The sequence below is a fragment of the Brevibacillus reuszeri genome (assembly GCF_001187725.1).
In the GTDB taxonomy this organism is placed as follows: Bacteria; Bacillota; Bacilli; order Brevibacillales; family Brevibacillaceae; genus Brevibacillus; species Brevibacillus reuszeri.
This window is the reverse complement of sequence record NZ_LGIQ01000005.1, coordinates 727,378-749,708: the sequence shown is the minus strand read 5'-3', so window position 1 is coordinate 749,708 and position 22,331 is coordinate 727,378. Positions and strand designations below refer to the sequence as shown.

The window sequence follows — 22,331 nt, the reverse complement described above, 5'->3', positions numbered from 1 at the left end:
GGAACGATTTAGATTCGCATGTGAGAGGATGAAAAAGATGAAGCTATTTCTATCAGTAGACATGGAAGGCATCTCCGGCATTGTTGACACCAGCTATATTAACCCTGACTCCGGGGTCAACTATCAGCGCGGACGCCAATTCATGACAACTGACACCAACGCTGTTATTGAAGCCGCTCTCGAAAGTGGAGTGACAGAAATTCTGGTTTCTGACAGCCACAACACAATGAACAATATTTTGTGGGAATCTCTCCATCCAAAAGCAAAGCTATTGGCGGGCTCGCCTCGTGATTCCTCTATGGTACACGGCCTTGATGAGAGCTTTGATGCTGCGATGTTCATCGGCTACCATACGCGTCAGGGCATTCCTGGTGTTCTCAGCCACACCATGTCAGGTGTCATCCGCAACATGTATATCAATGGTCAAATTGTAGGCGAATTCGGATTTAACGCTGCTTATGCAGGTATGTACAACGTTCCAGTCGTGATGGTTTCCGGTGATAACCTCATCGCGAAAGAAGCGTCTGAGTTGATTCCTGGCATCCATACCGCCATCGTAAAAGAAGCCGTGTCTCGCACAGCAGCTATCTGTTTATCCCGCGAGGAAGCCACTGCCGAGTTGAAACGCCAGACTGCACTGGCTCTTGGCAATGTAAAGCAAATCCAGCCGTATCACACTGCTCTTCCCCTGGAGCTTGCTATTGAATTTTCTCATGCCGGACAAGCTGAGTTTGCAGCCATTGTTCCAGGTTCGCGCTACGAGACAGAAACAAACACCGTATACTACAACGCTGCCAATCAGCAGGATATGTATACAACTATGCGTGCCATGCTGAACCTTGCAGGTGGCGCTGAGTTTTTCTAATTGAATAGCAACGAAAAGGAGAGCAACGCCTTGTGAACTACCTTGGCTTTGGTCTCCTTTTTTTCATTACTTTCGTCTTCTCTTGGTCCGGGCTTGCCTGCGCCCGATTGACGTCTCGCCACCTTCACTTCCTGGTCGTTGATGATAATGACAGCCTCTTTTCCATTTTTACCCTTCCGATGCTTGCCGAGTTCTGATTGCTTGCCTCTCATCCCCGAATTTTTTGCCCGCCCCCCAGCCCCGACACTTTGTTGCTGCGCGCAGGGCGGACAAAGCGTGTGGGACATGGTATATCCGCGCACAAAATATGCGCGAGTGCAAAAAAAAAAACAGACTCATCATCTGAGTCTGTTTGTCGGTGTCGTTTTTATACTTTTTGAACGTTCGTCGCTTGAGGACCTCGTTGACCATTTTCTACGTCAAAGGTAACCTCTTGTCCCTCGTCCAATGATTTAAATCCATCACCCTGAATTGCGGAGAAATGGACGAATACATCCTCGCCGCCCTCTCTCTCGATAAAACCAAAGCCTTTCTCACTGTTGAACCACTTTACTTTACCACGTTCCATTTTAGCCTCCTAGCATGTACCCATAACATGAAGTTGAAATTTTGTCTTACCCTGCTAGTATTCCCGGCTAAACTAGTTCTTATACTTTTTTCCAATCCTTTACTTCGCAGCCTTTGTAGCTTCTTGCGCCTTGCTCTGATCGATGACTACCTTTCCACTCCATTTTCCTTTAGTTTTTCCGATCCGATTGGCATCGACGTTCAGTGTAATCGACTGTGGCAGCTTACTTCCATCTGTCACAAATGCAAGAATGCCTTCTGGTCGATCATGGTCCGCAATTCCCGTCATGATTTCTTTACCTTCTGCATCAGTCAAATAGTATGGAATGTTATCTTCCCGATCCGTTCCAATAAAGTTCAATACACGGAATCCTTCTACGCCTTTTTCCTGGTAGGTTGGGTTCTCCACATATTTGCTACCGTCTGGCTCAACCGAGATCACATCCAGACCAGTCGTATCGAACTCGAAAGGAACCAGCCCGCCATCTTCTTTTTCAATACGGTAATGGATGAGGACTTTCGTATCCTCTACATACACTTCCTGAAAATGGATGGAGATGCCCTGGTCTGTAATTTTTTGATCCATCGGCACAGACAGTCCCTCGCTTACCGCTCGTTTCACACCCTCATTGACCAATCCGTTCAAATTATTTTCTCCGGTAAAATAAGAGGAGCTGTTTAGCGCTGCGTACACTCCTGTTGGAAGCAAGATAGCAGCAGCCAAGCATATCGTAAGTACTCTTTTTTTCATAGAAAACTTCTCCTTTTTTTCGTGATAGCGAATGAAGGATGCTCTGATCTGATCGTCGAGCTCTTTCGGTACCACGGTCTCCTCAATTTGGTTTTTTACTGTTTTTTTCAGCTTTTTGGAGATAGACATTGCTTGTGCTCCTCCCCGTCCATTTCGGTGTCGAACCATGCTCGTATGCGTTTTAGCGCCAGATGACTTCTCGATTTGGCTGTACCCGGTGGAATCTGAAGTAATTCCGCTATCTGATCGTAAGAATACTCGTAGTAATACCGATAAACAATTACGATCCGCAGCTTAAAAGGCAGGGCCATAATCGCACGTTGCATTTCTTGTGAGGACTCTGTTTTCAGCAAAGGTTCATCCAGCGTCTCGACATGCGGTTCTTCCCTCAAGCGGTTTTTTCGCTCCAGCAAACGGAATCTTCTCCAAATTTGTCTACGCCAGTTTTTGACTTGCCTGATGACAATCCCATTCAGCCAGAAAAGAAACGGTCGCTTTCGGTCATAGCTTGGCAACGCTCTCCACAGCTGGTAGTAGATTTCATTTACAATATCGTGCACATCTTCTTTATTACTGACCATGGCTGCCACCGTACCGTATATTTTCGTACGAGTCAGGCTGTAGACCACTTCAAATGCTTCCTGGTCTCCATCCATCAATCGGTCCAGCCATATGTCTACCATTTGATCATTCATCGGAGGGCCCCCTGAAATTGTATACACCATGTATTGGCTCTCTCACTTGGGATCGTTCACTTGTTTTCCACCTTTTTTTGAAAAAAACTTTTCGCAACCTGGAAGATGGTTAGTTGCTTGTACAAGGCTTTATTACGCGTGGTCAAATCCGAGCGTTACGTTAGAACGCAAAAAAACTTCTACAAACGCACCGTAGTACGTTCATAGAAGTTTTTGATAAGAGTCTTCTGTTATATGGTTTTCACAGGTTAGATGCGAATTAGCGTAGCATGGCTCGGCAATTCGCGGGAGATACGGTTTTTGGTATCAAACAGGATTGGGGAATCAGCCATTTGATTGGCAATTGCCGCCCAGTCTGCTTCTGCGAATTCTTTTTGGACAGCAGTCAGGAACAAAGCGTCTGCTCCTTTGACCGCTTGCTCGAGTGTGCTTGTCTTGTGCTCGTATACAGTCGGCACGGCTGGGTCGTAGGAACGCACGTCTACACCTTTTGCCAGAAGAAGCTGGATCATATCATGAACAGGGCTGACACGGTCATCGTTGGAGAAGTCCTTCATCGCCATCCCCAAAACAGCTACCTGGCTGCCTGCCAGTGTCTTGCCTTTTTCTTGCAATGCCGCCTCCAGCATGCCGATCAATACCTCTGGAACAGCGTCATTCGTGCAACGAGCTTGCTGCAAGAGCGGAAGTGCCACGTCTAGCTCACGCGCTTTTGGCTGGAGATAGTAAAGCGCATTTGGCAAGCAGAAGCCGCCTACGCCAGGTCCAGGCGTCAAAAGGTTCACACGTGTATGTGTATTGGCAACCTTGATCAGCTCGAAGGTATCTATGCCAAACGCCTCGGAAAAACGGGCAAACTCTTGAACCATTGCGATATTGACGTCACGCTGAATATTTTCGATAACCTTCGCTGTTTCCACCACACGGATATCAGAAACGGTTACTTCTGTTTCATTGATAAAGGAGAGCAGCTCTTTTCCTATTTCAGCGCTTTGTTCGTTGATTCCGCCAAGTACAAGCGGCATGTGGATGAACTCTTCGAAAGCTCGTCCCTCGGCGATTCGCTCAGAGCAATAAGTCAGGTAGAAATCTACGCCTGCTTTAAGGCCGCTTGCTTCCTCCAGAATCGGTAGGAGAACTTCCTCCGTTGTTCCTGGTACAACCGTACTGCGAATCATCACGGAATCGCCTTTTTTCAGCACACCGCCCAAGGTTTGCGCACAGTTTTTCAATGGACCCAGGTCTGGATCGCCATTATGAACAGGCAAACCTGCTGTTACGATATAATGATTTACTTCCGCTGCTGCCTCTTCATAAGAAGTCGTTGCCCGGAAACGTTTTGCTTCAATTTGCTCGCGAAGAATCTCCGCAAGGTTTTTCCCCTGATAGGACTCCAGATGATGGGAACGAGCCGCATTGATCTCATCAACAACGTGAGGTACGACATCGACACCGACGACGTTTGCTCCCTTCATAGCGTAGGTAAGCGCCAACGGTAAGCCAACAAACCCCAATCCTACAACAGCTACGCGTACAGGTTGAGTCATTGCGTATCTCCTCTTTCACGTTCTCTAAGTAAGGTCCAGGCAACTTATGTAAGCTGCACGGCCATTTGCAAAATGCTTACGACAGGTAGTAAATACCTGCGACAATAAATAGTACGCACAATCCTATGAGGACCTTGTACAACGTCTCCAAGGTGGTTCCTCCCCATGCTCATAGTCTGGGCTTGGCCTCTGCCAAAGCCTAATTATACTCTTGATTGAAATATCGTTCAATATGGGTTTCCTTTTCAAGCAGAGCCAGGTGTATCCAAAAAGACGGTCATAGGACCGCTGATAAACACCTGACAGGCTAGGCGAAACCCTTTTGCCAATGCTTCTCTCCCTACCCGATACTGCTCGGTTGCAGAAGCAGGGGAGGCCGAGCCAACCGGAGCTTGCAGGCGCAGAATACACGTTCTGCATTTTCCAGTCGTACAGAAAAATTCAACAGGCAGCTTGGCGCGTGTCAATACCATGAGCAGGTTATCCCCGCAAGCCGCATTAAGCTGATGTTGCTTGTTTCCTGCCCAGACCGTAATCGCAAGCGCATGCTGCTTCTTCTCCTGCTCCATGTGCTCTCCTCCCCTGATTAACTGGTGAAAAGCCAAGCGATAGTTTACCGCGCCAGACTTGCTCCAATAATGTAGGAAAAGCCGATGGACAGCACCATCGCGATAAAGCCGACCGCTTTGTTGTCCTTGGCTATTTCGTCATCGATCTTGAAAGTTGGCGTCATGAATTCAAAAACGAAATAACTGATCAGGAGCAGCAAAAAGCCGAATGTACCCCAAATCAACGCTTGCCCCAGCGATTGATGCGCCTGGATCGAATGGCGGAAGACATTGGCGATGCCAAATATTTTTCCCCCAGTTGCCATTGCAACAGCCAGATTCCCCTGCTTTAGCTCATGCCAAACCCGATAACGCGTCACCAGCTCAAAGACGGACAAAAATAGGATCATAGCCAGTCCGGTTACGGTAAAATACGCGGCAGCAGCAAAGTATGGATTGTGCAGAAGGCCTGCCATAATACCCCTCCCACTTATCTGCTTATTTCAATTCGGCAATCGTAGCACCTACGCCGCCTTCTCCCTGACCACCCAAGCGAAAGGATTTAACGTTGCGGTGATGCTTCAGGTATTCATGCACACCTTTGCGCAGGACGCCCGTGCCGTGGCCATGGATGATAGATACCGAGTGCAAGCCTGCAAGCAGTGCGTCATCCAAAAACTGATCGATCTCTCGGATGCCATCCTCTACGTTGTAACCACGCAAATCGAGGTCCATTTTAATGTTGTCGCTTCTGCGCTTGACAGAAGTATATGGGGCAGCCTGAGGCTTTTGCTGCATCGTGTTTTGCACGTGCATGTCCTCGCGCTTTACTTTCATTTTCATGATGCCAATTTGCACCAGGAATTCATCATTTCCCGCTTTTTCCAGCACGGTTCCTTTTTGTCCAAAGCTTGTGACCATGACTTCATCACCAACTTTGATCTGGGTTGCACGTACTGCCTTGGCTGGCTTTTTGACCTTTTCCTTTTCCAGCTCTAGGACGGCATTACCGAGTCGCTTCTTGGCATCAATCAGACGATGTTCCTTGATCTCCATACCTTCTGCCATCATTTCACGCAACTCGCGAATGATCGTATCTGCCTCTTCTTTTGCTAGCTGAACAGCAATTCGCGCCTCGTCCTCCGCACGCTCCATCCGCTTGTTTTTCTCCTCAGCGAACTGGGCACGCTCTTCCTCCAGCTGTCGGCGCAGGGCCTCTGCTTCCCGTCTGAGTGCTTCTGCCTGCTGACGCTCTGCCTCGGCTGTCTTGCGGTTGCGCTCCAGGGAGGCAATCATGCTTTCCACCTGATTATCTTCCTCACTAATCGAGCCGCGAGCTACCTCAATGATGTGCTCAGGCAGTCCCAGACGTCTCGCGATAGCAAATGCATTCGAGCGTCCAGGTACCCCGATCAGAAGTCGATAGGTCGGTCTGAGCGTCTCTACGTCAAACTCCACGCTCGCATTGATGACTTCCGGTCTGTCATAGGCGTAAGCCTTCAGTTCACTGTAGTGGGTAGTAGCAACCAGACGTGCCTTGGATTCGATTACGTGGTCAATAATCGACATGGCCAAAGCTGCACCCTCAGTCGGGTCGGTCCCTGCTCCAAGCTCGTCAAACAGCACCAGGCTATTTTCATCCATGTTTGCCAAAATGTGAATGATGTTGGTCATGTGACTGGAGAAGGTCGATAAGCTTTGTTCAATGGATTGCTCGTCGCCGATGTCAGCGAATACAGACGAGAAGACTGTCATTTCACTTTCTTCCTCTGCCGGAATGTGCAGTCCAGACATCGCCATTAAGGACAAAAGTCCAATCGTTTTCAAGGAAACCGTTTTTCCCCCTGTATTTGGGCCCGTCACGACGATCGCCTGATACTCTCCACCCAGCTCGACATCCACTGGTACGACAACTTCCCGTGGAATCAGCGGGTGACGCGCTTTTTTCAGATGGAGGTATCCGCGATCATTCAGACCCGGGCAGATCGCCTTCATGCTCCAGGCCAGCTGTGCCTTGGCGAACATAAAATCAAGCTCTGTCAGAGCATCTACATTTACCAGCAATTCCTCCACAACAAAGGATACCTGCTCTGTGAGCACATACAGAATCCGCTCTACCTCATTCTCCTCACGCAGACGAAGCTCCCGCAGCTTGTTGTTCATCGTAACGATCACTTCCGGTTCGATAAACAACGTCGCACCAGAGGCTGACTGATCGTGTACAATCCCGCCAAAAACATGTCGATACTCCTGCTTCACCGGAATCACAAATCGATCACCACGAATGGTTACGATGTTTTCCATAAGCATTTTTTGGTAAGAAGAGGAGCGCGTCATCTGATCCAGCTTTTCCCGGATTCTGGACTCGACTTGCCTGATTTCCTGACGTACCTGACGCAGCTCCAGACTCGCGCTGTCTAAAATATCACCGTTTTCATCGACGCAGCGACGGATTTCTGTCTCCAACTCGCGTAAACCCTCGATGCGCTCCGCTTGCTGCTGAAGGAGCGGCAACTCGTGATCATCACACATATCCAGCAAAAATGTCTTGAGCCTGCGACCTGCCATGATCGTACTGGCGATATCCAATAATTCCATAGGAGCAAGCATCGCATTCAGTCTCGCTCGCTGTACGGGACCGCGAATATCACGAATTCCCCCCAGAGGCGCGCTGCCTTTTAGACGCAAAACTGTCGCAGCCTGAGCTGTCCCCTGCTGGGCTGTAACTACTTCTTCCAGCCGTACAAAAGGAACCAGCTCCGCAGCCTTTTCTTTCCCGTATGTGCACGATGCCTTGTCGATTAACAGGGCGACCATTTTATCGTACTCTAATGTTTTTAAAACCCGTTGTTCCACTTTGATCCTCCTTAGATCCGCAAGCTTGCGCCCGATCGTCTCACACAGAAGTAAGGCCGCAGTTTAACCCGGCAATCCTGATGATCTACTCATTATATCACGCTAACCGTTTCAAGGATAATTTTACACGTCCCGATCTAGCATAGTTCGACACGCAAAGAGCCACAATGAAGATGAAACAATCCCAAAGGAGGAGTACACTTGACGATCATGCGCCATATTGTTCGCTTTATCGTCGCTGCCGTAGTCCTGATGTTTGTCGGGTTTTTAGTTCCCGGCTTTTCTGTAAGCAGCTTCTGGACTGCGTTTCTAGCCGCGGTTGTCATCGCCCTCTTGGGCTGGGTCGTAGAAGCCATGTTTGGGGATCGCATTTCGCCCTATAATCGTGGCATCATCGGCTTCTTGGTCAGTGCCGTCGTTATTTACCTGACCCAGTTTATCGTCACCGGTTTCCATGTAACTGTATTGGGCGCACTCCTTGCATCCCTGGTCATCGGGATTATTGACCTCTTTATCCCGATCAAAACGCATATGGACCTGCATAATGGAGACGCCGGCAATAAACAAGAAACGTAAGGATATGGGAAAAAGAGCCACCCGGGTCATACGGGTTGGCTCTTTTTTTGCACAGTCAGGAAGTTGTCTATTGTCGCAGCCCCGCTAAAAGCATGGCCACGTTTTCTACCATACATTACCGATCCGTTTGCCGATGAATCATCCCTGCCATATAGCCTGCTCCAAACCCGTTGTCAATATTGACGACAGCGACCCCGTTTGCACAGGAATTGAGCATAGCCAAAAGCGCTGCGACTCCGCCAAAATTGGCGCCGTATCCAACACTGGTAGGAACGGCAATGACTGGTTTGTCCACGAGGCCTGCCACTACACTCGTGAGTGCTCCCTCCATGCCAGCAATACAAATGATGACAGATGCCCCGCGAATCTCCTCCAGACGATGGAACAGGCGGTGAATCCCTGCCACTCCGACATCTACAATTACTCTGGCCTCACTACCAAAGCAGCGCACCGTCCATGCTGCTTCCTGCGCCACCTGCCAGTCGGAGGTTCCTGCTGCCACCACAGCTACATAGCCTGGTCGCTTCGGAACTATTGGTTCGCGGGTATAAACAAGCAAGCCTGCATCCGCAATGTATTGGATTTCAGGCATGCGCTCTTGCACCCGTAAAGCCTGCTCTTCTCTAACACGCGTGACCAGTACCAGATCCTGATGCGCTTGCAGTCGGTCGATGATTCCGATGAGCTGCTCCACGCTTTTTCCCGCGCCGTAAACAACCTCTGGAAATCCGGTTCTGCCTGCTCGATCTAAATCCAGAGTCGCATAGTCCAGTTGGCTTGCTCCCGCCAGCTGCTCCTCCGCCTGCTCGATGCTCAAATGCCCAGCCTTCACTTGCTCCAAGATCGCTTTTAGGTCAGCCATGCTTTTGCTTCACGTCCTTTTCCAGCACCGAATTCATGCTTCCCGTCATATATCCGAATAAATCAAGTGTCACGTAGGAAAAGCCGATTTTCTGCAATTCCTGTTGAATCTGCGCATGGTGCTCCAGAACGCGACTGAAGTCTTCGGGACTAACCTCGATTCTGGCAATCGTGTCATGATGACGGACCCGCACCTGGTGAAATCCCAGACTGAGCAGGTAGCCTTCCGCTCGGTCAACCTGATCAATTTTTTCCAGCGTAATTTGTGATCCATAGGGAATTCTGGAGGAAAGACAAGCAAAGGACGGCTTATTCCATGTAGACAAGCCCATTTCTTTTGAAAGCGCACGAATATCTTCTTTATAAAAGCCAGCTTCTTGCAAAGGACTGCGAACCCCGCGCTGTGCGGCTGCTACGCGCCCTGGACGATAATCCCCTTGGTCATCCACATTCGCACCGTCACAGATGATGGCTTGCCATTGATTTTGTTCCGCGAGCAAGCCTAGATGCTCATACAAACCATCCTTGCAAAAAAAGCAGCGGTTCACCGGATTGGAAACAAAATTGGGATTCTCCATTTCGCGGATTTCCGTGGTCACAAAACGAGCGCCAAGCTGGGCTGCCAAGTGCTTCGCAGCCTCAAACTCACGGGTCGGAAACGTTTCAGATGCCGCTGTTACCGCAATCGCACGATCCCCCAGCTCCTCCACAGCTCTCGCCAACAAAAACGTACTGTCTACACCACCGGAAAATGCGACAAGCACCGTACCCATGTCCTGTAAAAGACGACCCAGCTTTTGATTTTTTTCATGAAGAGACAATATAGTTGCTTCCACTGCCTGCTGGTCATTTGCACTCATGGCGTTTTCCTCCCCCTCTGCTCCAAGCTGTTTATGTATAACGTGAAAAGAGAGGCAAAAAGCCCCTCTTTTCCCTTAATCTATCTTTTTTCCATTTGCATCTTCCTGAAGGATCTTCAGCAGTTCTTCGTACTCTTGACGTAAACGAAAATATTCATCCGCAATATTCACGGCAGAGAGTACCGCAATCTTGGCCGTGTCCAGACGATGATTGCCGTTTGCGATTTCGTTCATCTTGTCATCAACGAAACCGGCCACCATGCGTATATGATTGACACTTGCCTTGCCACTGAGCCGGTATTGTTGGCCGAAGATATCCACCGTCAAACGATTTTTCCCATCAACTTGCACGAGGGGTTCCTCCCTACTGCGACCTTTGCTCTACTGTATCCTATTTAGGTTACTGAAAATGTCAGATTTCGTCAAGCCATACTACATTCTGAGTTCTGCATCATTGTTGTTTTTCAACGCTTCAATGACAGCAGTCGTCACTTGCTGAATCTCTTCATCCTGCAACGTCCGCTCAGCATGACGGAATACGAGTGCAAAGGCCATGCTCTTTTTCTCGCTGGAGATTCGATCACCTGTATATACATCGAACAGTGTCAACGATTCGAGCAGTTCTCCAGCTGCGTCGCGAATGGTTTTTTCCAAATCGCCAGCAGGCAGGCTGCGATCTACAACCAATGCGAGGTCACGTGTTACTGCCGGGAATTTTGGCAATGGATTGTAATGACCAGCGTCCGCTGCCACTGTGATGAGCTGTGCTACATCAAGCTGGAACACATACGTTTCAGACAGATCATAGTCTTTTTCAGTACCCGGGTGTACTTGTCCCAAGTAACCGAGGCGCTGCTCGCCAACCCATACCTCGGCAGTACGGCCTGGGTGCATGCCAGCCAGATCAGCTGTTGCCTTGTACTCTGCTGCTTGAATTCCAAGACGTGCGAGCAGGGACTCTACAACACCTTTTGCCTGGTAGAAATCGACAGGTTGCTTGGCACCCATCCAGTTTGGCGGCAACCATTGACCAGTCAAGGCACCTGCTACATAGAGGCGTTCATCTGGAAGCTGTGTCAGTGCTTCTTCTGCAGTCAGGAACACGCGCCCCAGCTCAAAAATAGCGATGTCATGGTTCTGACGGTTTTTGTTATACGCGATTGTCTGGAGCAAGCTCGGAATGAGGCTCGTACGCAGTACACTGTGCTCTTCACTCATTGGCATGAGCAAGCTGATCGGCTTAACCGCTTCCTGATGCAGTCCTGATACGTCTTCTACACGGTCCGGGTGAACCAACGCATAGGAGATCGCCTCATTCAGACCTGCACCGATCAGATGATGACGGATAATGCGGCGCAGCTGCTGTTCCAGCGTCAGCTGACCTTGTGTGGTAGAGCCTGTTGGCAAGCTCGTCGGGATGTTGTCGTAACCATACAGACGTGCAACCTCCTCTACCAGATCCTCCGGCAGCGTAATGTCTCCTCGTCTGGTCGGCACTGTAACTGTCCACGTATCATTTGCAACCTCGTACGGGAACTTCAAGCGATCGAAAATCGGGGATACGTCAGAATCAACCATCGACGTCCCCAAATGCTGATTGATTTTTTGCAGAGTAACACTTACGACAGCAGGTGCGGCTTCTTTTACGATTGCTTTCGCTATGCCTTTGGAAACCGTTGCTCCGGACAATTGCTGAATCAAAGAAGCAGCACGCTCGCCAGCCTCTTCTACCCGCGTCTGGTCAACACCCTTCTCCCAGCGTACGCAGCCTTCCGTGCGCATTCCCAAAGAACGAGCTGTACGGCGAACGGTTTGTGGCGTGAACCAAGCAGCCTCCAAGATAATTTCGGTTGTTTCTCCCGTAATTTCGGAGTTGGCTCCACCCATGACACCTGCAATCGCCAAGCCTTTTGTCAGATCAGCAATCAGCAGTGTCTCAGCATCAAGTGTGCGCTCCTGGTCATCCAGGGTGACCAGCTTTTCGCCTTCGCCAGCCAGACGCACGATGATCGAGCGATTGTCTACCTGCGCTGCGTCGAATGCATGCAATGGCTGACCGTATTCGAATAATACGTAGTTGGTAACGTCTACTACGTTGTTGATCGGACGGATGCCTGCTGCCATCAAGCGATTTTTCATCCATTGTGGAGAAGACGCGATCTTCGCATTCGTGAAATGACGACCATTATATTGATAGCTTTCGTTAGTTGCTTCGATTTTGACTTGCAGTGGGTTGTCTCCACCATTTTCGTTCAGTTCGATCTGTGGCTGCAAAACTTCCTTGCCCAAAATTGCAGCTACCTCGTATGCTACGCCCAGCATGCTCAAGCAGTCGGAACGGTTTGGCGTAAGTCCCAGCTCCAATACATAGTCATCCAATCCGAGATAAGAAATCGCATCCATGCCGATTTCTGCATCGCCCGGCAGGACCATGATGCCTTCTTGCTGGTCTTTTGCCAGCAGCTTGTCGTTTAGACCCAATTCTTTTGCAGAGCAGATCATCCCTTGGGATTCTACACCGCGCAGCTTGGAGCGCTTGATGTTGAGGCCGCCTGGCAGTTTGGCGCCGATTAGGGCGACCAGCACCTTTTGTCCTTTATCCACGTTTGGTGCGCCACACACGATTTGCAGGTCTTCGCCTTGTCCTGCATCAACGACACATACATTCAGACGATCTGCATCCGGGTGCTTGCTGCGCTCTTTTACATAACCGATTACAACACCAGAGACTCCTGCATTGCGGGATTCTACTGCGTCTACCTCAACACCGGAACGAGTCAGCTTTTCTGCCAGCTCATGCGGGTTTGTTTCACTTAAATCGACGTATTCCGCTAACCATTGGTATGATACCTTCATCTTTGCCTCTCCTCTCTAGCCTCGGTTGAACTGACGCAAGAAACGCACGTCATTGGTATAAAAATGGCGGATATCCTCTACTCCGTATTTCAGCATGGCAATCCGTTCTACACCCATCCCGAAGGCAAAGCCGCTGACTTCCTCTGGATTGTAACCGGCCATCTCCAGCACACGTGGATGCACCATGCCAGAGCCCAAAATCTCAATCCAGCCTGTTTGCTTACATACACGGCAGCCGTGTCCACCGCAGTTGAAGCACTGCAGGTCTACTTCGGCACTTGGCTCGGTGAACGGGAAGAAGCTAGGACGCAGGCGAATTTGCTGGTTTTCCCCAAACATTTGGCGAGCAAAGGTCAAGAGTGTTCCTTTCAGATCGCTCATTCCGATTTTTTTATCGATAACAAGACCCTCGATCTGTGTAAACTGGTGGGAGTGAGTCGCATCGTCATCGTCACGACGATACACTTTACCCGGACAGATCATTTTGAGCGGTGTCTTGCCTTCTTTTTTCAGCATGGTACGCGCTTGTACCGGTGAAGTCTGTGTACGCATCAACAGCTCATCCGTTACATAAAAGGTATCCTGCATGTCGCGAGCCGGATGGCCTTTTGGCAGGTTGAGCATTTCGAAGTTGAAAAGATCGGTTTCGAGTTCTGGACCTTCTGCTACCTCAAAGCCCAGTCCGATGAAAATATCTTCGATTTCCTCGATGATGCGGGAGAGTGGATGCATCGTTCCCGCTGGCACTGGTCTGCCTGGCAGGGTTACGTCAACGGTTTGGGACGACAGCTTGGCATTTAGCTCCGCTTGTTCAAAAGCTTGTTGTTTATCAGAAAAAGCTGCTTCCAGTGCTGCTCGCACTTCATTGACTAATTGACCCACTACAGGACGCTCTTCTGCGGAAAGACTACCCATTCCACGCAAAAGCTCTGTCAGTTCCCCTTTTTTTCCCAGGTATTTGACACGCAAGTCCTGCAGTTGTGAGCTTTCCGTCACCTGGCTGATTTGGCCCAGTGCGGACTCTTTCATTTCATGCAACCGAGTTTGCACTTCATATCGCTCCTTTATCTTGTGTTGGAAAAAAAGAAAAACCCGCCCCAAAAAGGGACGAGTTACTTTTTTCTCGCGGTACCACCCTTGTTAGACAAAAGCGCCAGCTGTGACATGTCTGTGACAATATCACTAGGTCAGGCAAGGCTTCTGTCTCACTTAAGATCATTGGTAACGGGAATGACCCGGCTGCTCCTACTGCGCAAAAGCGGTTCAGAGTGCGGCTCTGGAGTGAATTTCTGCAGCTATGATGTTAAAGATGCTCTCAGTCTACGGCATCTTCTCCCTGAAAAACACATAGGTCCTGCGTACTAGTCTCCGTCATCGCTTTGCGTTATAATTAAGACGTAGAAAAATTATAGCGCAACAAGACAGAACTTTCAATTCTCATCTTGTTAGAGGTCGTGAAGAAAACCTCTATCAAGGCTTTAGCCAACTTTTTGAACATGTACATGCTAGTATGCCCTGGTCACATCTTTTTGATTCAGAAAACCTCTATCGAGGCCTCCTCATGAGGAGCGACCGCGTTTTAGTGGAAGATTTCCATCCGCTACAGAATTCATAAGCGTCACGCTTATAAATTCCTATACGTTCAGAAAGGGGACTTTTGACATGATTGTTAATGTTTCCGCCCTCTATGATAAGAATTGCCACTGCCGTCACTGCGAAGCCACCTTTACTACCAAGCGCATCAGAAGCGGCACCTTGACGATGGTCAAAAGAGATAGCGATTTTTATACCATATTCACGGAGCAATCCTTAAATCCGATTTACTATACGGTAAATGTTTGCCCAGAATGCGGCTTTGCTTTTACTGATCAATTCAGGGACAAGCTCGCCCCCTGGCAAAAGCAGGTAGTAGACGAACAAATTTCGGCCAAATGGACGCCAAAGGACTTCGGCCACATCCGCCAGCTTACCGAAGCGATCGTCAGCTACAAGCTGGCCATTTACGCGGCTGAGCTGACTGATCAGCCTCACGCTGTAAAAGCAGGTCTGTATTTGCGCCTAGCGTGGTTATACCGCTCGCAGGAAAATACAGAAGAAGAAATTCGCTTTATCGACATGGCTGTGAATGAATACGAGCTGTCTTATATACATACCGACTATTTGCGCAGCGATAAGGAAATGTCTGAGGTACGCCTCTTGTATTTGATTGGCGAGCTGTACCGCCGGTTGGAAAAATTTGATCTCGCCATCAAGTATTTTGGAAAAGCACTCGCCTTCCGCAACCATACGATCGAAAGCGGAATCATCCGGATGGCACAGGATCAATGGCAAGTTGCACGCGAGGAATACAAAGAGAAAAAAGAGCAAAAGATCGGCTAGCGCAGCCGATCTTTTCTTTTTCGTTGTGCTTCAAATACAAAAATGCCTGCTGCGACCGCAGCGTTCAGTGATTCTGCTTGCCCACAAATCGGAATATGTACGAATTGGTCCGCTTCGCTCATCAGCTCCTGCGAAACCCCTCTTCCCTCGTTACCGATTACAATTGCGGTCCGTTTCGAATAATCTGCCTCGTCATAAGAAACACTTTCCTTTTGCAGAGAAGAGACGAGCAATCGACCTCCATCCGCTCTCCATTCCGATGCGGTCTCTGACAAGGATCGGGTGAACACAGGCAGACGGAACAATGCCCCCATCGTAGCGCGAACAACTTTTCCGTTGTACACATCTACGCTCCCTTTGCCCAGCACAACTGCATCAATCGCGGCTGCCTCCGCGGTTCGTAAAATCGTCCCCAAATTGCCCGGGTCCTGAATTTCGTCGAGAAACAGCACGAGCAAATCGCCCACCGCGCTTCCCTTTTGATCCAGCCACGTTCTCCAGTCAGCTGCTGTTTTCTTCACTTCAGCTACAATACCCTGTGGAGACTTCGTTTCCGATAGCTTGCCCAGCACCGCAGACGAAGCGGCAACTACATGAACATCGAGTGGATGGCTTTCCAGCGCCCTGCGACAGGCAGGGTCCATATCACGATCATGGTCATACAGGATGGTCGTTACCTCTGCTCCACTTTTCAGCGCTTCTTGCACGAGATGCGCACCCTCAACGAGAAAACGCCCCTGCTCCTCGCGCCCTTTTCGATCCAGTAATTGGTGCAGCCGCTTGACCAGCGGATTTTGTACGGAAGTAATCATTTCATGTGCCATGCTTATGCGCGCTCCTCAAATGCTTTCAGGTCTTTGTTATTTCCGATCACGACAAGAACATCCCCATACTGGATGAGATCATCCGGGCTTGGCGCGATGTTGAATTTATCGCCGCTTTTGATCGCAATTACGTTCACTTCATATTTTTTTCGAATGTCCAACTGACGCATGTTTTTCCCAACCATTTTGGACGAGGCCACTACCTCTGCCACACTGTAATCCTCCGCCAATTCAATAAAGTCCAGGACATTGGCAGAAATCAGATTGTGCGCAACTCGCACACCCATGTCACGCTCAGGGAAAACCACACGGTCTGCTCCTACTTTATACAAAACCTGTCCATGGCGTTCATTCTGGGCCTTCGCCACAATCTTTTTCACGCCTAGCTCTTTCAGTGTAAGAACAGTAAGGATGCTAGCCTGGATGTCTACCCCGATGGCAACGACCACAACATCAAAGTTGCGAATGCCAATTTCCTTTAATGCGCGCTCATCTGTGGAATCAGCCGCTACTGCATGTGTCACGAATTGTATATTTTCATTGATGCGTTCTTCGTTTTCATCGATTCCCATCACTTCATAATCCATTTCGTACAGGGTACGCGCGACACTAGCACCGAAACGCCCCATTCCAATAATGGCAAATTGCTTCGACATTCTTTATCTACTCCTTCTTCGAGCGTAAATCCCCTGGGGGCTTTTTTCCAATACGTAGAGTGATTAGACACGACGTAGCCGATTCCTTCACTCTGAGATATTTCATACATCCATGTAGTATAGCATATCCCAAACCTGTGCTACAAAAGGGTATGAGCGAACTGGGCATGACAAATACTATGCCAGAATTGATTCCGATAAGAGAGGTGTAGAACGTCTATGAACATTGCCTCACTCAATTTGCGTCAAGCCATCATGTACAAAATGCAGGGCTCTGATCCAAATGCTGTAGAAGAGACGATCAGTGATGCGATAACCAGCGGTCAGGAAAAAACATTGCCTGGGCTTGGCGTGCTGTTTGAAGTGCTGTGGCAAAACAGCGATGCGTCTTCCCGACAAGACATTGTGCAAACCATCGCTTCGCACATTCCAGAACAAACAGAAAAACCAATCTAAGCTAACTTTCTCACGAAGAAAGGGAGAGACACTACGTCCCTCCCTTTTTGCTTTTTTCATGACGACTCCCCAGCTTCACCCGTATCCATTGGGTTACTGCCAACAGAACGGGGATAAAAATCGTGGGAAGGCAACCGTATACAGTCAATTTCTTCATATACGTAAACATCTCGACGATATTTTGTGGCATCAGGGTGAAATAATACAGCGGGATGGTGATCACTAGCGCACAAATTCGCTGGAAGCGTATACCCTTGCGAAACCAGAGGCGAAGAGAAAAAATCATGGCATAGTACATGTTTCCAATCGTTGTGAATACAGAGGCAACCCAGATCGCGAGGAAGGCAGATTCCAATCTTTCCAGAAACCAGCCTGTTTGTTGCGTCGTTTTCACCAGCTCAAGCGTCGGCCAGATCAATCTCTGCAGTTCTTCATATCCAAATACTGTAATTCCCGCAATGACAGTCAGGAAATAGGCTACGAACGTGTAGATCAAGCCAGTCCAGCTGGCTACACCCAGCTTTGCGCCTGGCATGGCAAAAGCAAAATAGAACATTAACAGCTCATACCCTGTATAAACCGAAAAGGTATTAAAGGTCGTTTTTCCTGCTTGCTTCCATGAATCAATATGAATAGGCATTAAGTTGTACCATTCTGCATTCATAAACGATGCCAACGGAATCAAGAATACCGGGATGAGGATGAAAGGTATCAGCAATTCATTGACCCTTGCCACGACTTCTACCTCATGACAGCACAGAAACAGAACCATTACGAACAGCGTGATGAGAATAGCCTCCAGAGGCGTGTCCTGCAAAACGGATGTAATCACCACTTCACCGAATCCTCTGGCTGCCATTCCCGCATTGAAAAATTGAAAGGTGATAAATAAAAGGATTATCGGGTAGCTGAGTACACTCCCTACATGATGTCCGAAAACCTTCGGGATGTAATCGATGTAGGTAGTCCCTGGAAATTGTTTTCCTAAATAGACGATCGCCACTATTGCAATCGCAGCAATCAAAGCACCCGTGATCGTACCCAGCCACCCCATTTGATGAAGATCAGTGGTGGAGGTGCGGGGGATGGTCAGTATTCCTACTCCGATCATGGAGCTGATCAATATGCTTGAAAGCTGCCAGGTGCTTATATTGCGTTGCTGGTTTTCCATGTTCATCGCTCCCCTATTGCATTTCCATGCCAAGGCGGCGCAGCTTGATCGTGTAGATGACACGGATCGGAAAGTCCTTAAAATCCTCTTTCCAGTTGTGAGTCTCCCAATAATCTCGGTAGTGCAAGGCCCTAAGGGTAAGTCCCAGCTTCAAAATGTCACTGTTATACTGCTTCTTCAAAGGCTGTAGCATCTTTTTTGCGCGACTTTCCATCTCCTTTTTAATGAGCGCCTGCATTTGCAAGATGAATTTCTCCGGGGATACCTTCATGTTCTCCGTCAGCTCGACAATATCGCCCTGAAGCTCACAGTGATAGGTGGCGATGAATGTATTCGTAGACGTATCTTTATTGATATGCAGTCTTTTTTTTACAAAATGCGGACGAAAGGTTACATACCCATTTTTTGTGTTCGGTAGTGGGATTATGATATCTCCGCCTTTCTTTTCGTCGCGGAGCTGCAACAGTGACCACGTCTGTTCGCGATCCAATTGCCCGATCATCTTATGTCCGCGAAAAACCCCGATGCCTTTCCAGCTCACTTCCCTTTTGCTCGCCTCCACCATATTCATAAAAGGCTCCATCGTTTTGTTTGAGGTTTGATTGAAATAATCTCCCAGCGTTTGATCAGGAATTGTTCCCATCTTTGAGCCGTTTTCCACCAAGTCCATCAAAAATACGACCGGAATTTGAGCAAGCCCAGGTTTGATTTCCAGCAGCGTCGACGCTTTGCCTTTTACGATGATCGGCCACATAAGTCGGCGAATTTGCGGTTCACGACGGAAATTGTCCATGATATCTTGAATGCCTTGCTTCGCAATGTCCTCACTGATCGCAAGTACACGCGTATGTCCTAAAAAAAGACGCTGATTCAAACGCATTTGCAGATTGTTCGCCGCATCCGATACCGTTCTTCCCGTCACACTCATAATTTTGACCGCATCAGAGTTGCTGCCCCCACCCTTCCCACTGCTCCCTGCAATTTTTATGGGAATCGGAATTTGAACGGTTAACTGGTAGTGCTCCCTGTTCGTTTCTGCCCGATCAATCGCAATGGCAAGAACCGATGTACGCTCCTCCAGCTCTCTTCTATCCCAGCAACCTGTTACGAGAATCATTGGAATCAGGCAAACGATCAACAGAATGAAGCAGTGAAGGCTCTTAGCCATCAACATTCCGCCTCTCTGGCTTGAACATCCAATCTTTTAGCAAAATAACTACCCAGTAGATGATAGGGATTGCCAAATTAATCACCAAGCTCGATAAGCCCAGATAAGATGTCACACTAAAAATCTCTACGATATTTTGTGGCCATAAGGCAAAAAAGAACATCGGCACTAATAAAACGGTCGCGATCACTCTCTGAAAAGTAATGTCTTTGTGAAGTAGCTGTCGGAGACCGTAAACAACTACGTAATAGGCATTTGCCACTGTTGTAAAAACCGCTGCTACCCACACCGCCAAAAAGGCAGACTCCATTCTTTCCAAAATCAAGCCAGGGACCTGCGTCGTTTTGACCAGTTCCAGAGTAGGCCATGTCACTCGTTGCAGCTCTTCGTAGCCAAATACGGAAATGCTCGCGCCAACGATCAAGGTGTAGATCACCAAAGCGATCAATATGCCATAAAATCCTGCAACCTCTTTTTTCGTGTTTTTATGGGCATAGGCAAAAAACATGAACATGATTTCAAAACCGGAGTATGAATAAATCCCCTCGTATACCCCCTCAATTACAGATCTCGGGGTCCCGCGGAAAATGGGCAAAAGATTTGACCACTCTGCCTTTTGGAATGACGCAAGTGCGATGAACAAAAGGGGCAGGAGGATTAACGGGAACAGCAATTCATTGACGCGTGCTACAACCTCAACCTCATGCCAACACAAGACCAGTGCCAGCATAAACATCGTAATAATAATGACCTCTATCGGTGTGTTCAATAAGACAGATGTGACCACTACCTCCCCAAACAAGCGGGAAGCAATTCCTGTGGAGAGGTACATGTACAGCAAATAAATCATGATCCACGGAATGCTGAGCCACCTGCCGAGCTGTGGCCATTTGACACTCCCCCAAACGATTTGGCTGTACTCAATAAACGTTTTTCCAGGAAAACGTCTGCTTAACCGGGCAATCAGCCACAGGGAAAAGAATGCCCCTACAGAGCCAATAATAGGTACAACCCATCCCGCCTCAAATAATTTCGAACTCGTTGCACGAGGAAGGGTTAAAACGCCGACACCAATCAAAGTGCTTGTAATCAGGCATATTTGCTGCCATAACGATAAGGTTTGGTGTTCCGGAATTCCCTTCCCCGTACTCATTCCTTGTTTTCCTCCTCTCTTATCCGAATTTTGTCATGTACATGAAACATCGTTGGACGTTTGTTCATCAGATGATGGGGGGCCCGTAAAAACAGATCCTTCATGCCGGTAAGATTCAGAGGACTGAGCGGTGTCATATACGGCACACCGAACGACTTGAGCGATGACAGATGAATCAGTATAACAATCAAGAACAGCATAATGCCGTACAAGCCAAACATCCCTGCCAGCAGCATGACCGGAAAACGCAGCATGCGAATCGCAATCGCGGCACTGTAGCTCGGAGAGGCGAAGGAGCCGATCGTTGTGACCGCTACAATAATGACCATAACCGGACTTACAAGTCCTGCGGAAACAGCCGCTTCCCCAACAACCAGCGCCCCTACAATCCCGATCGTCGGACCGATTGGCCCAGGTAATCGTACACTTGCCTCCCGCAATATTTCGATCGCCAGCTCCATGAATAACGCTTCGATGAGCGACGGAAACGGAACAGTCGACCTTCCTGCCGCCATCGCAATTACTAGTCGGGACGGGATCATCTCGGGGTGAAACGCACTAAAGGCAATATAGAGAGAGGGTAGCAGCAAAGCGATGCTGATACTGATTACCCGAATAAATCGAATCAGTGTTGCGATATAAAACCGCTCATAGTAATCCTCAGGGCTTTGATAAAATTGAGAAAAGACAGCAGGGGCAATTAATCCGAAAGGCGTACCATCGACAAGAATCCCCACTTTTCCTTCTAGCAGGTTGGCTACTACTTTATCTGGCCGCTCTGTATTTTGTATTTGCGGAAAAGGGGACCATCTGCGATCCTGAATCATTTGCTCGATATAGCCGCTCTCCAATACCGAATCCAAATTTAAATTTTCAATTCGCGAGAGAACCTCTTGCACCATTGGAGGATGAGCGAGTCCCTCGATATACATCACATAAATGTCCGTCTGCGTCCGCTGGCCAACCACCATATGGCGAACTCTAAGATTCGGGTCCTTTAGCCGAAAGCGAATCAGAGCCGAATTCACGCATAACGTCTCACAAAAACCGTCCCGTGGACCACGAACAACAGATTCAGTTTGCGGCTCTTCTACTGATCGGCGATCCCAGCCCCGCGTATTGTTAAGAAATGCATTCCTGTTTCCTTGGATCATTAAAACCGCGCTTCCTGACAGGATGTTGCGGATCACCTGTCTTAACCCGTCCGTTGAATCCAGCTCATTGGTCGCTGGATCATCGTAGGTTGAGTTCGGGTTGGACATGTGGCGAATAATAAAATCGCTAATAATATTTCGATCTACCATCCCGTCGAGAAAAACAATCGCCGCATCCTTTCCCGACTTCACCTGAAATCGCCGCACAACCAGATCATCACTTTTCCCTAGCTGATGCTCGATCAAGCTAATATTTTCATCCACACTTGTCGTCAGCCGAATGTCCGAGACACTCTCCATGCTTTTGTTTGCATGATCCTTCAATCCGTTTTCCTGAAGGGTATCCTTCCGTTTTTGCCATGCTTTCCAAAATTGGCTCAACGCTCTC

At 48.6% G+C, this 22,331-nt stretch carries 23 protein-coding genes and 1 other annotated feature; of the genes, 4 read left to right on the top strand and 19 right to left on the bottom strand.

The features are described from left to right. Positions 1-37: 37 nt before the first annotated feature. The gene (locus tag ADS79_RS07110) at positions 38-865 is read left to right on the top strand and encodes a M55 family metallopeptidase (protein WP_049737710.1); all 828 of its coding nucleotides are present in this window, start codon (positions 38-40) and stop codon (positions 863-865) included. On the opposite strand, the gene ADS79_RS35430 is transcribed toward ADS79_RS07110, so the two are convergent. The 8 genes from ADS79_RS35430 to ADS79_RS07070 all read right to left on the bottom strand — a co-directional run bounded on the left by ADS79_RS35430 (position 862) and on the right by ADS79_RS07070 (position 7,829). Continuing rightward, positions 862-1,077, bottom strand: a complete 216-nt coding sequence (locus ADS79_RS35430) for a hypothetical protein (RefSeq protein WP_049737709.1) — start codon at positions 1,075-1,077, stop codon at positions 862-864. The two genes, ADS79_RS07110 and ADS79_RS35430, sit on opposite strands and share 4 nt — an antisense overlap. Before the next feature lie 155 nt (positions 1,078-1,232). Then, the gene (locus ADS79_RS07100) at positions 1,233-1,433 is read right to left on the bottom strand and encodes a cold-shock protein (RefSeq protein ID WP_049737708.1); all 201 of its coding nucleotides are present in this window, start codon (positions 1,431-1,433) and stop codon (positions 1,233-1,235) included. Positions 1,434-1,532: 99 nt separating this feature from the next. Continuing rightward, positions 1,533-2,312 (bottom strand): DUF4179 domain-containing protein, encoded by a 780-nt coding sequence (locus ADS79_RS07095; protein ID WP_049737707.1) that lies wholly within the window; start codon positions 2,310-2,312, stop codon positions 1,533-1,535. Beyond that, the gene (locus ADS79_RS07090) at positions 2,291-2,878 is read right to left on the bottom strand and encodes a sigma-70 family RNA polymerase sigma factor (protein ID WP_049737706.1); all 588 of its coding nucleotides are present in this window, start codon (positions 2,876-2,878) and stop codon (positions 2,291-2,293) included. The genes ADS79_RS07095 and ADS79_RS07090 overlap by 22 nt, the downstream gene beginning before the upstream one ends. 248 nt (positions 2,879-3,126) lie before the next feature. Then, positions 3,127-4,425 carry a nucleotide sugar dehydrogenase gene (locus tag ADS79_RS07085; protein ID WP_049737705.1) on the bottom strand — a complete coding sequence of 433 codons (1,299 nt, stop codon included), beginning with the start codon at positions 4,423-4,425 and terminating at the stop codon, positions 3,127-3,129. Positions 4,426-4,670: 245 nt separating this feature from the next. Then, positions 4,671-4,994, bottom strand: coding sequence for a 2Fe-2S iron-sulfur cluster-binding protein (locus tag ADS79_RS07080; RefSeq protein ID WP_049737704.1), 324 nt, complete (start codon positions 4,992-4,994; stop codon positions 4,671-4,673). Between the two features lie 44 nt (positions 4,995-5,038). Continuing rightward, positions 5,039-5,449 carry a DUF350 domain-containing protein gene (locus ADS79_RS07075; RefSeq protein ID WP_049737703.1) on the bottom strand — a complete coding sequence of 137 codons (411 nt, stop codon included), beginning with the start codon at positions 5,447-5,449 and terminating at the stop codon, positions 5,039-5,041. 22 nt (positions 5,450-5,471) lie between these two features. Next, entirely contained in the window at positions 5,472-7,829 is a 2,358-nt protein-coding gene (locus tag ADS79_RS07070; protein ID WP_049737702.1) for an endonuclease MutS2, read from the bottom strand. A 201-nt stretch (positions 7,830-8,030) separates the two neighbouring features. Between ADS79_RS07070 and ADS79_RS07065 the strand changes: the two genes are divergently transcribed. After that, complete coding sequence (locus ADS79_RS07065) at positions 8,031-8,405, top strand: phage holin family protein (RefSeq protein WP_049737701.1); 375 nt, start codon at positions 8,031-8,033, stop codon at positions 8,403-8,405. Between the two features lie 115 nt (positions 8,406-8,520). Here ADS79_RS07065 and larB read toward each other — a convergent pair whose 3' ends face one another. The 5 genes from larB to pheS form a co-directional block, all read right to left on the bottom strand. Next, on the bottom strand, positions 8,521-9,267 hold the full coding sequence (larB, locus tag ADS79_RS07060) for a nickel pincer cofactor biosynthesis protein LarB (protein ID WP_049737700.1): 747 nt from the start codon (positions 9,265-9,267) through the stop codon (positions 8,521-8,523). Continuing rightward, positions 9,260-10,126 (bottom strand): ATP-dependent sacrificial sulfur transferase LarE, encoded by an 867-nt coding sequence (gene larE / locus ADS79_RS07055; RefSeq protein WP_049737699.1) that lies wholly within the window; start codon positions 10,124-10,126, stop codon positions 9,260-9,262. Before larE ends, larB begins: the two co-directional genes overlap by 8 nt. A gap of 75 nt (positions 10,127-10,201) precedes the next feature. Continuing rightward, entirely contained in the window at positions 10,202-10,477 is a 276-nt protein-coding gene (gene zapA / locus ADS79_RS07050) for a cell division protein ZapA (RefSeq protein ID WP_049737698.1), read from the bottom strand. A gap of 81 nt (positions 10,478-10,558) precedes the next feature. Then, positions 10,559-12,982 (bottom strand): phenylalanine--tRNA ligase subunit beta, encoded by a 2,424-nt coding sequence (pheT, locus tag ADS79_RS07045; protein WP_049737697.1) that lies wholly within the window; start codon positions 12,980-12,982, stop codon positions 10,559-10,561. A 15-nt stretch (positions 12,983-12,997) separates the two neighbouring features. Further along, entirely contained in the window at positions 12,998-14,032 is a 1,035-nt protein-coding gene (pheS, locus tag ADS79_RS07040; protein WP_049737696.1) for a phenylalanine--tRNA ligase subunit alpha, read from the bottom strand. A 50-nt stretch (positions 14,033-14,082) separates the two neighbouring features. Next, positions 14,083-14,366, bottom strand: a binding site (T-box leader). A gap of 278 nt (positions 14,367-14,644) precedes the next feature. Here pheS and ADS79_RS07035 point away from each other — a divergent pair. Then, positions 14,645-15,361, top strand: a complete 717-nt coding sequence (locus tag ADS79_RS07035; protein WP_049737695.1) for a DUF2225 domain-containing protein — start codon at positions 14,645-14,647, stop codon at positions 15,359-15,361. On the opposite strand, the gene ADS79_RS07030 is transcribed toward ADS79_RS07035, so the two are convergent. Beyond that, positions 15,358-16,185 carry a TrmH family RNA methyltransferase gene (locus ADS79_RS07030; protein ID WP_049737694.1) on the bottom strand — a complete coding sequence of 276 codons (828 nt, stop codon included), beginning with the start codon at positions 16,183-16,185 and terminating at the stop codon, positions 15,358-15,360. The genes ADS79_RS07035 and ADS79_RS07030 overlap by 4 nt on opposite strands. Positions 16,186-16,187: 2 nt before the next feature. Continuing rightward, entirely contained in the window at positions 16,188-16,841 is a 654-nt protein-coding gene (locus ADS79_RS07025; RefSeq protein WP_049737693.1) for a potassium channel family protein, read from the bottom strand. Between the two features lie 219 nt (positions 16,842-17,060). On the opposite strand from ADS79_RS07025, the gene sspI reads away from it, so the two are divergent. After that, complete coding sequence (sspI, locus tag ADS79_RS07020) at positions 17,061-17,297, top strand: small acid-soluble spore protein SspI (protein WP_049737692.1); 237 nt, start codon at positions 17,061-17,063, stop codon at positions 17,295-17,297. Between the two features lie 31 nt (positions 17,298-17,328). On the opposite strand, the gene ADS79_RS07015 is transcribed toward sspI, so the two are convergent. From ADS79_RS07015 to ADS79_RS07000, 4 genes are read right to left on the bottom strand one after another with little or no spacing between them, the layout of a single operon-like run. Beyond that, positions 17,329-18,468 carry a GerAB/ArcD/ProY family transporter gene (locus tag ADS79_RS07015; RefSeq protein ID WP_049737691.1) on the bottom strand — a complete coding sequence of 380 codons (1,140 nt, stop codon included), beginning with the start codon at positions 18,466-18,468 and terminating at the stop codon, positions 17,329-17,331. 13 nt (positions 18,469-18,481) lie between these two features. After that, complete coding sequence (locus ADS79_RS07010; RefSeq protein ID WP_049737690.1) at positions 18,482-19,636, bottom strand: Ger(x)C family spore germination protein; 1,155 nt, start codon at positions 19,634-19,636, stop codon at positions 18,482-18,484. Next, positions 19,629-20,789 carry a GerAB/ArcD/ProY family transporter gene (locus ADS79_RS07005; protein WP_049737689.1) on the bottom strand — a complete coding sequence of 387 codons (1,161 nt, stop codon included), beginning with the start codon at positions 20,787-20,789 and terminating at the stop codon, positions 19,629-19,631. The genes ADS79_RS07010 and ADS79_RS07005 overlap by 8 nt, the downstream gene beginning before the upstream one ends. Further along, the gene (locus ADS79_RS07000) at positions 20,786-22,324 is read right to left on the bottom strand and encodes a spore germination protein (RefSeq protein ID WP_049737688.1); all 1,539 of its coding nucleotides are present in this window, start codon (positions 22,322-22,324) and stop codon (positions 20,786-20,788) included. The genes ADS79_RS07005 and ADS79_RS07000 overlap by 4 nt, the downstream gene beginning before the upstream one ends. Positions 22,325-22,331 lie beyond the last annotated feature (7 nt).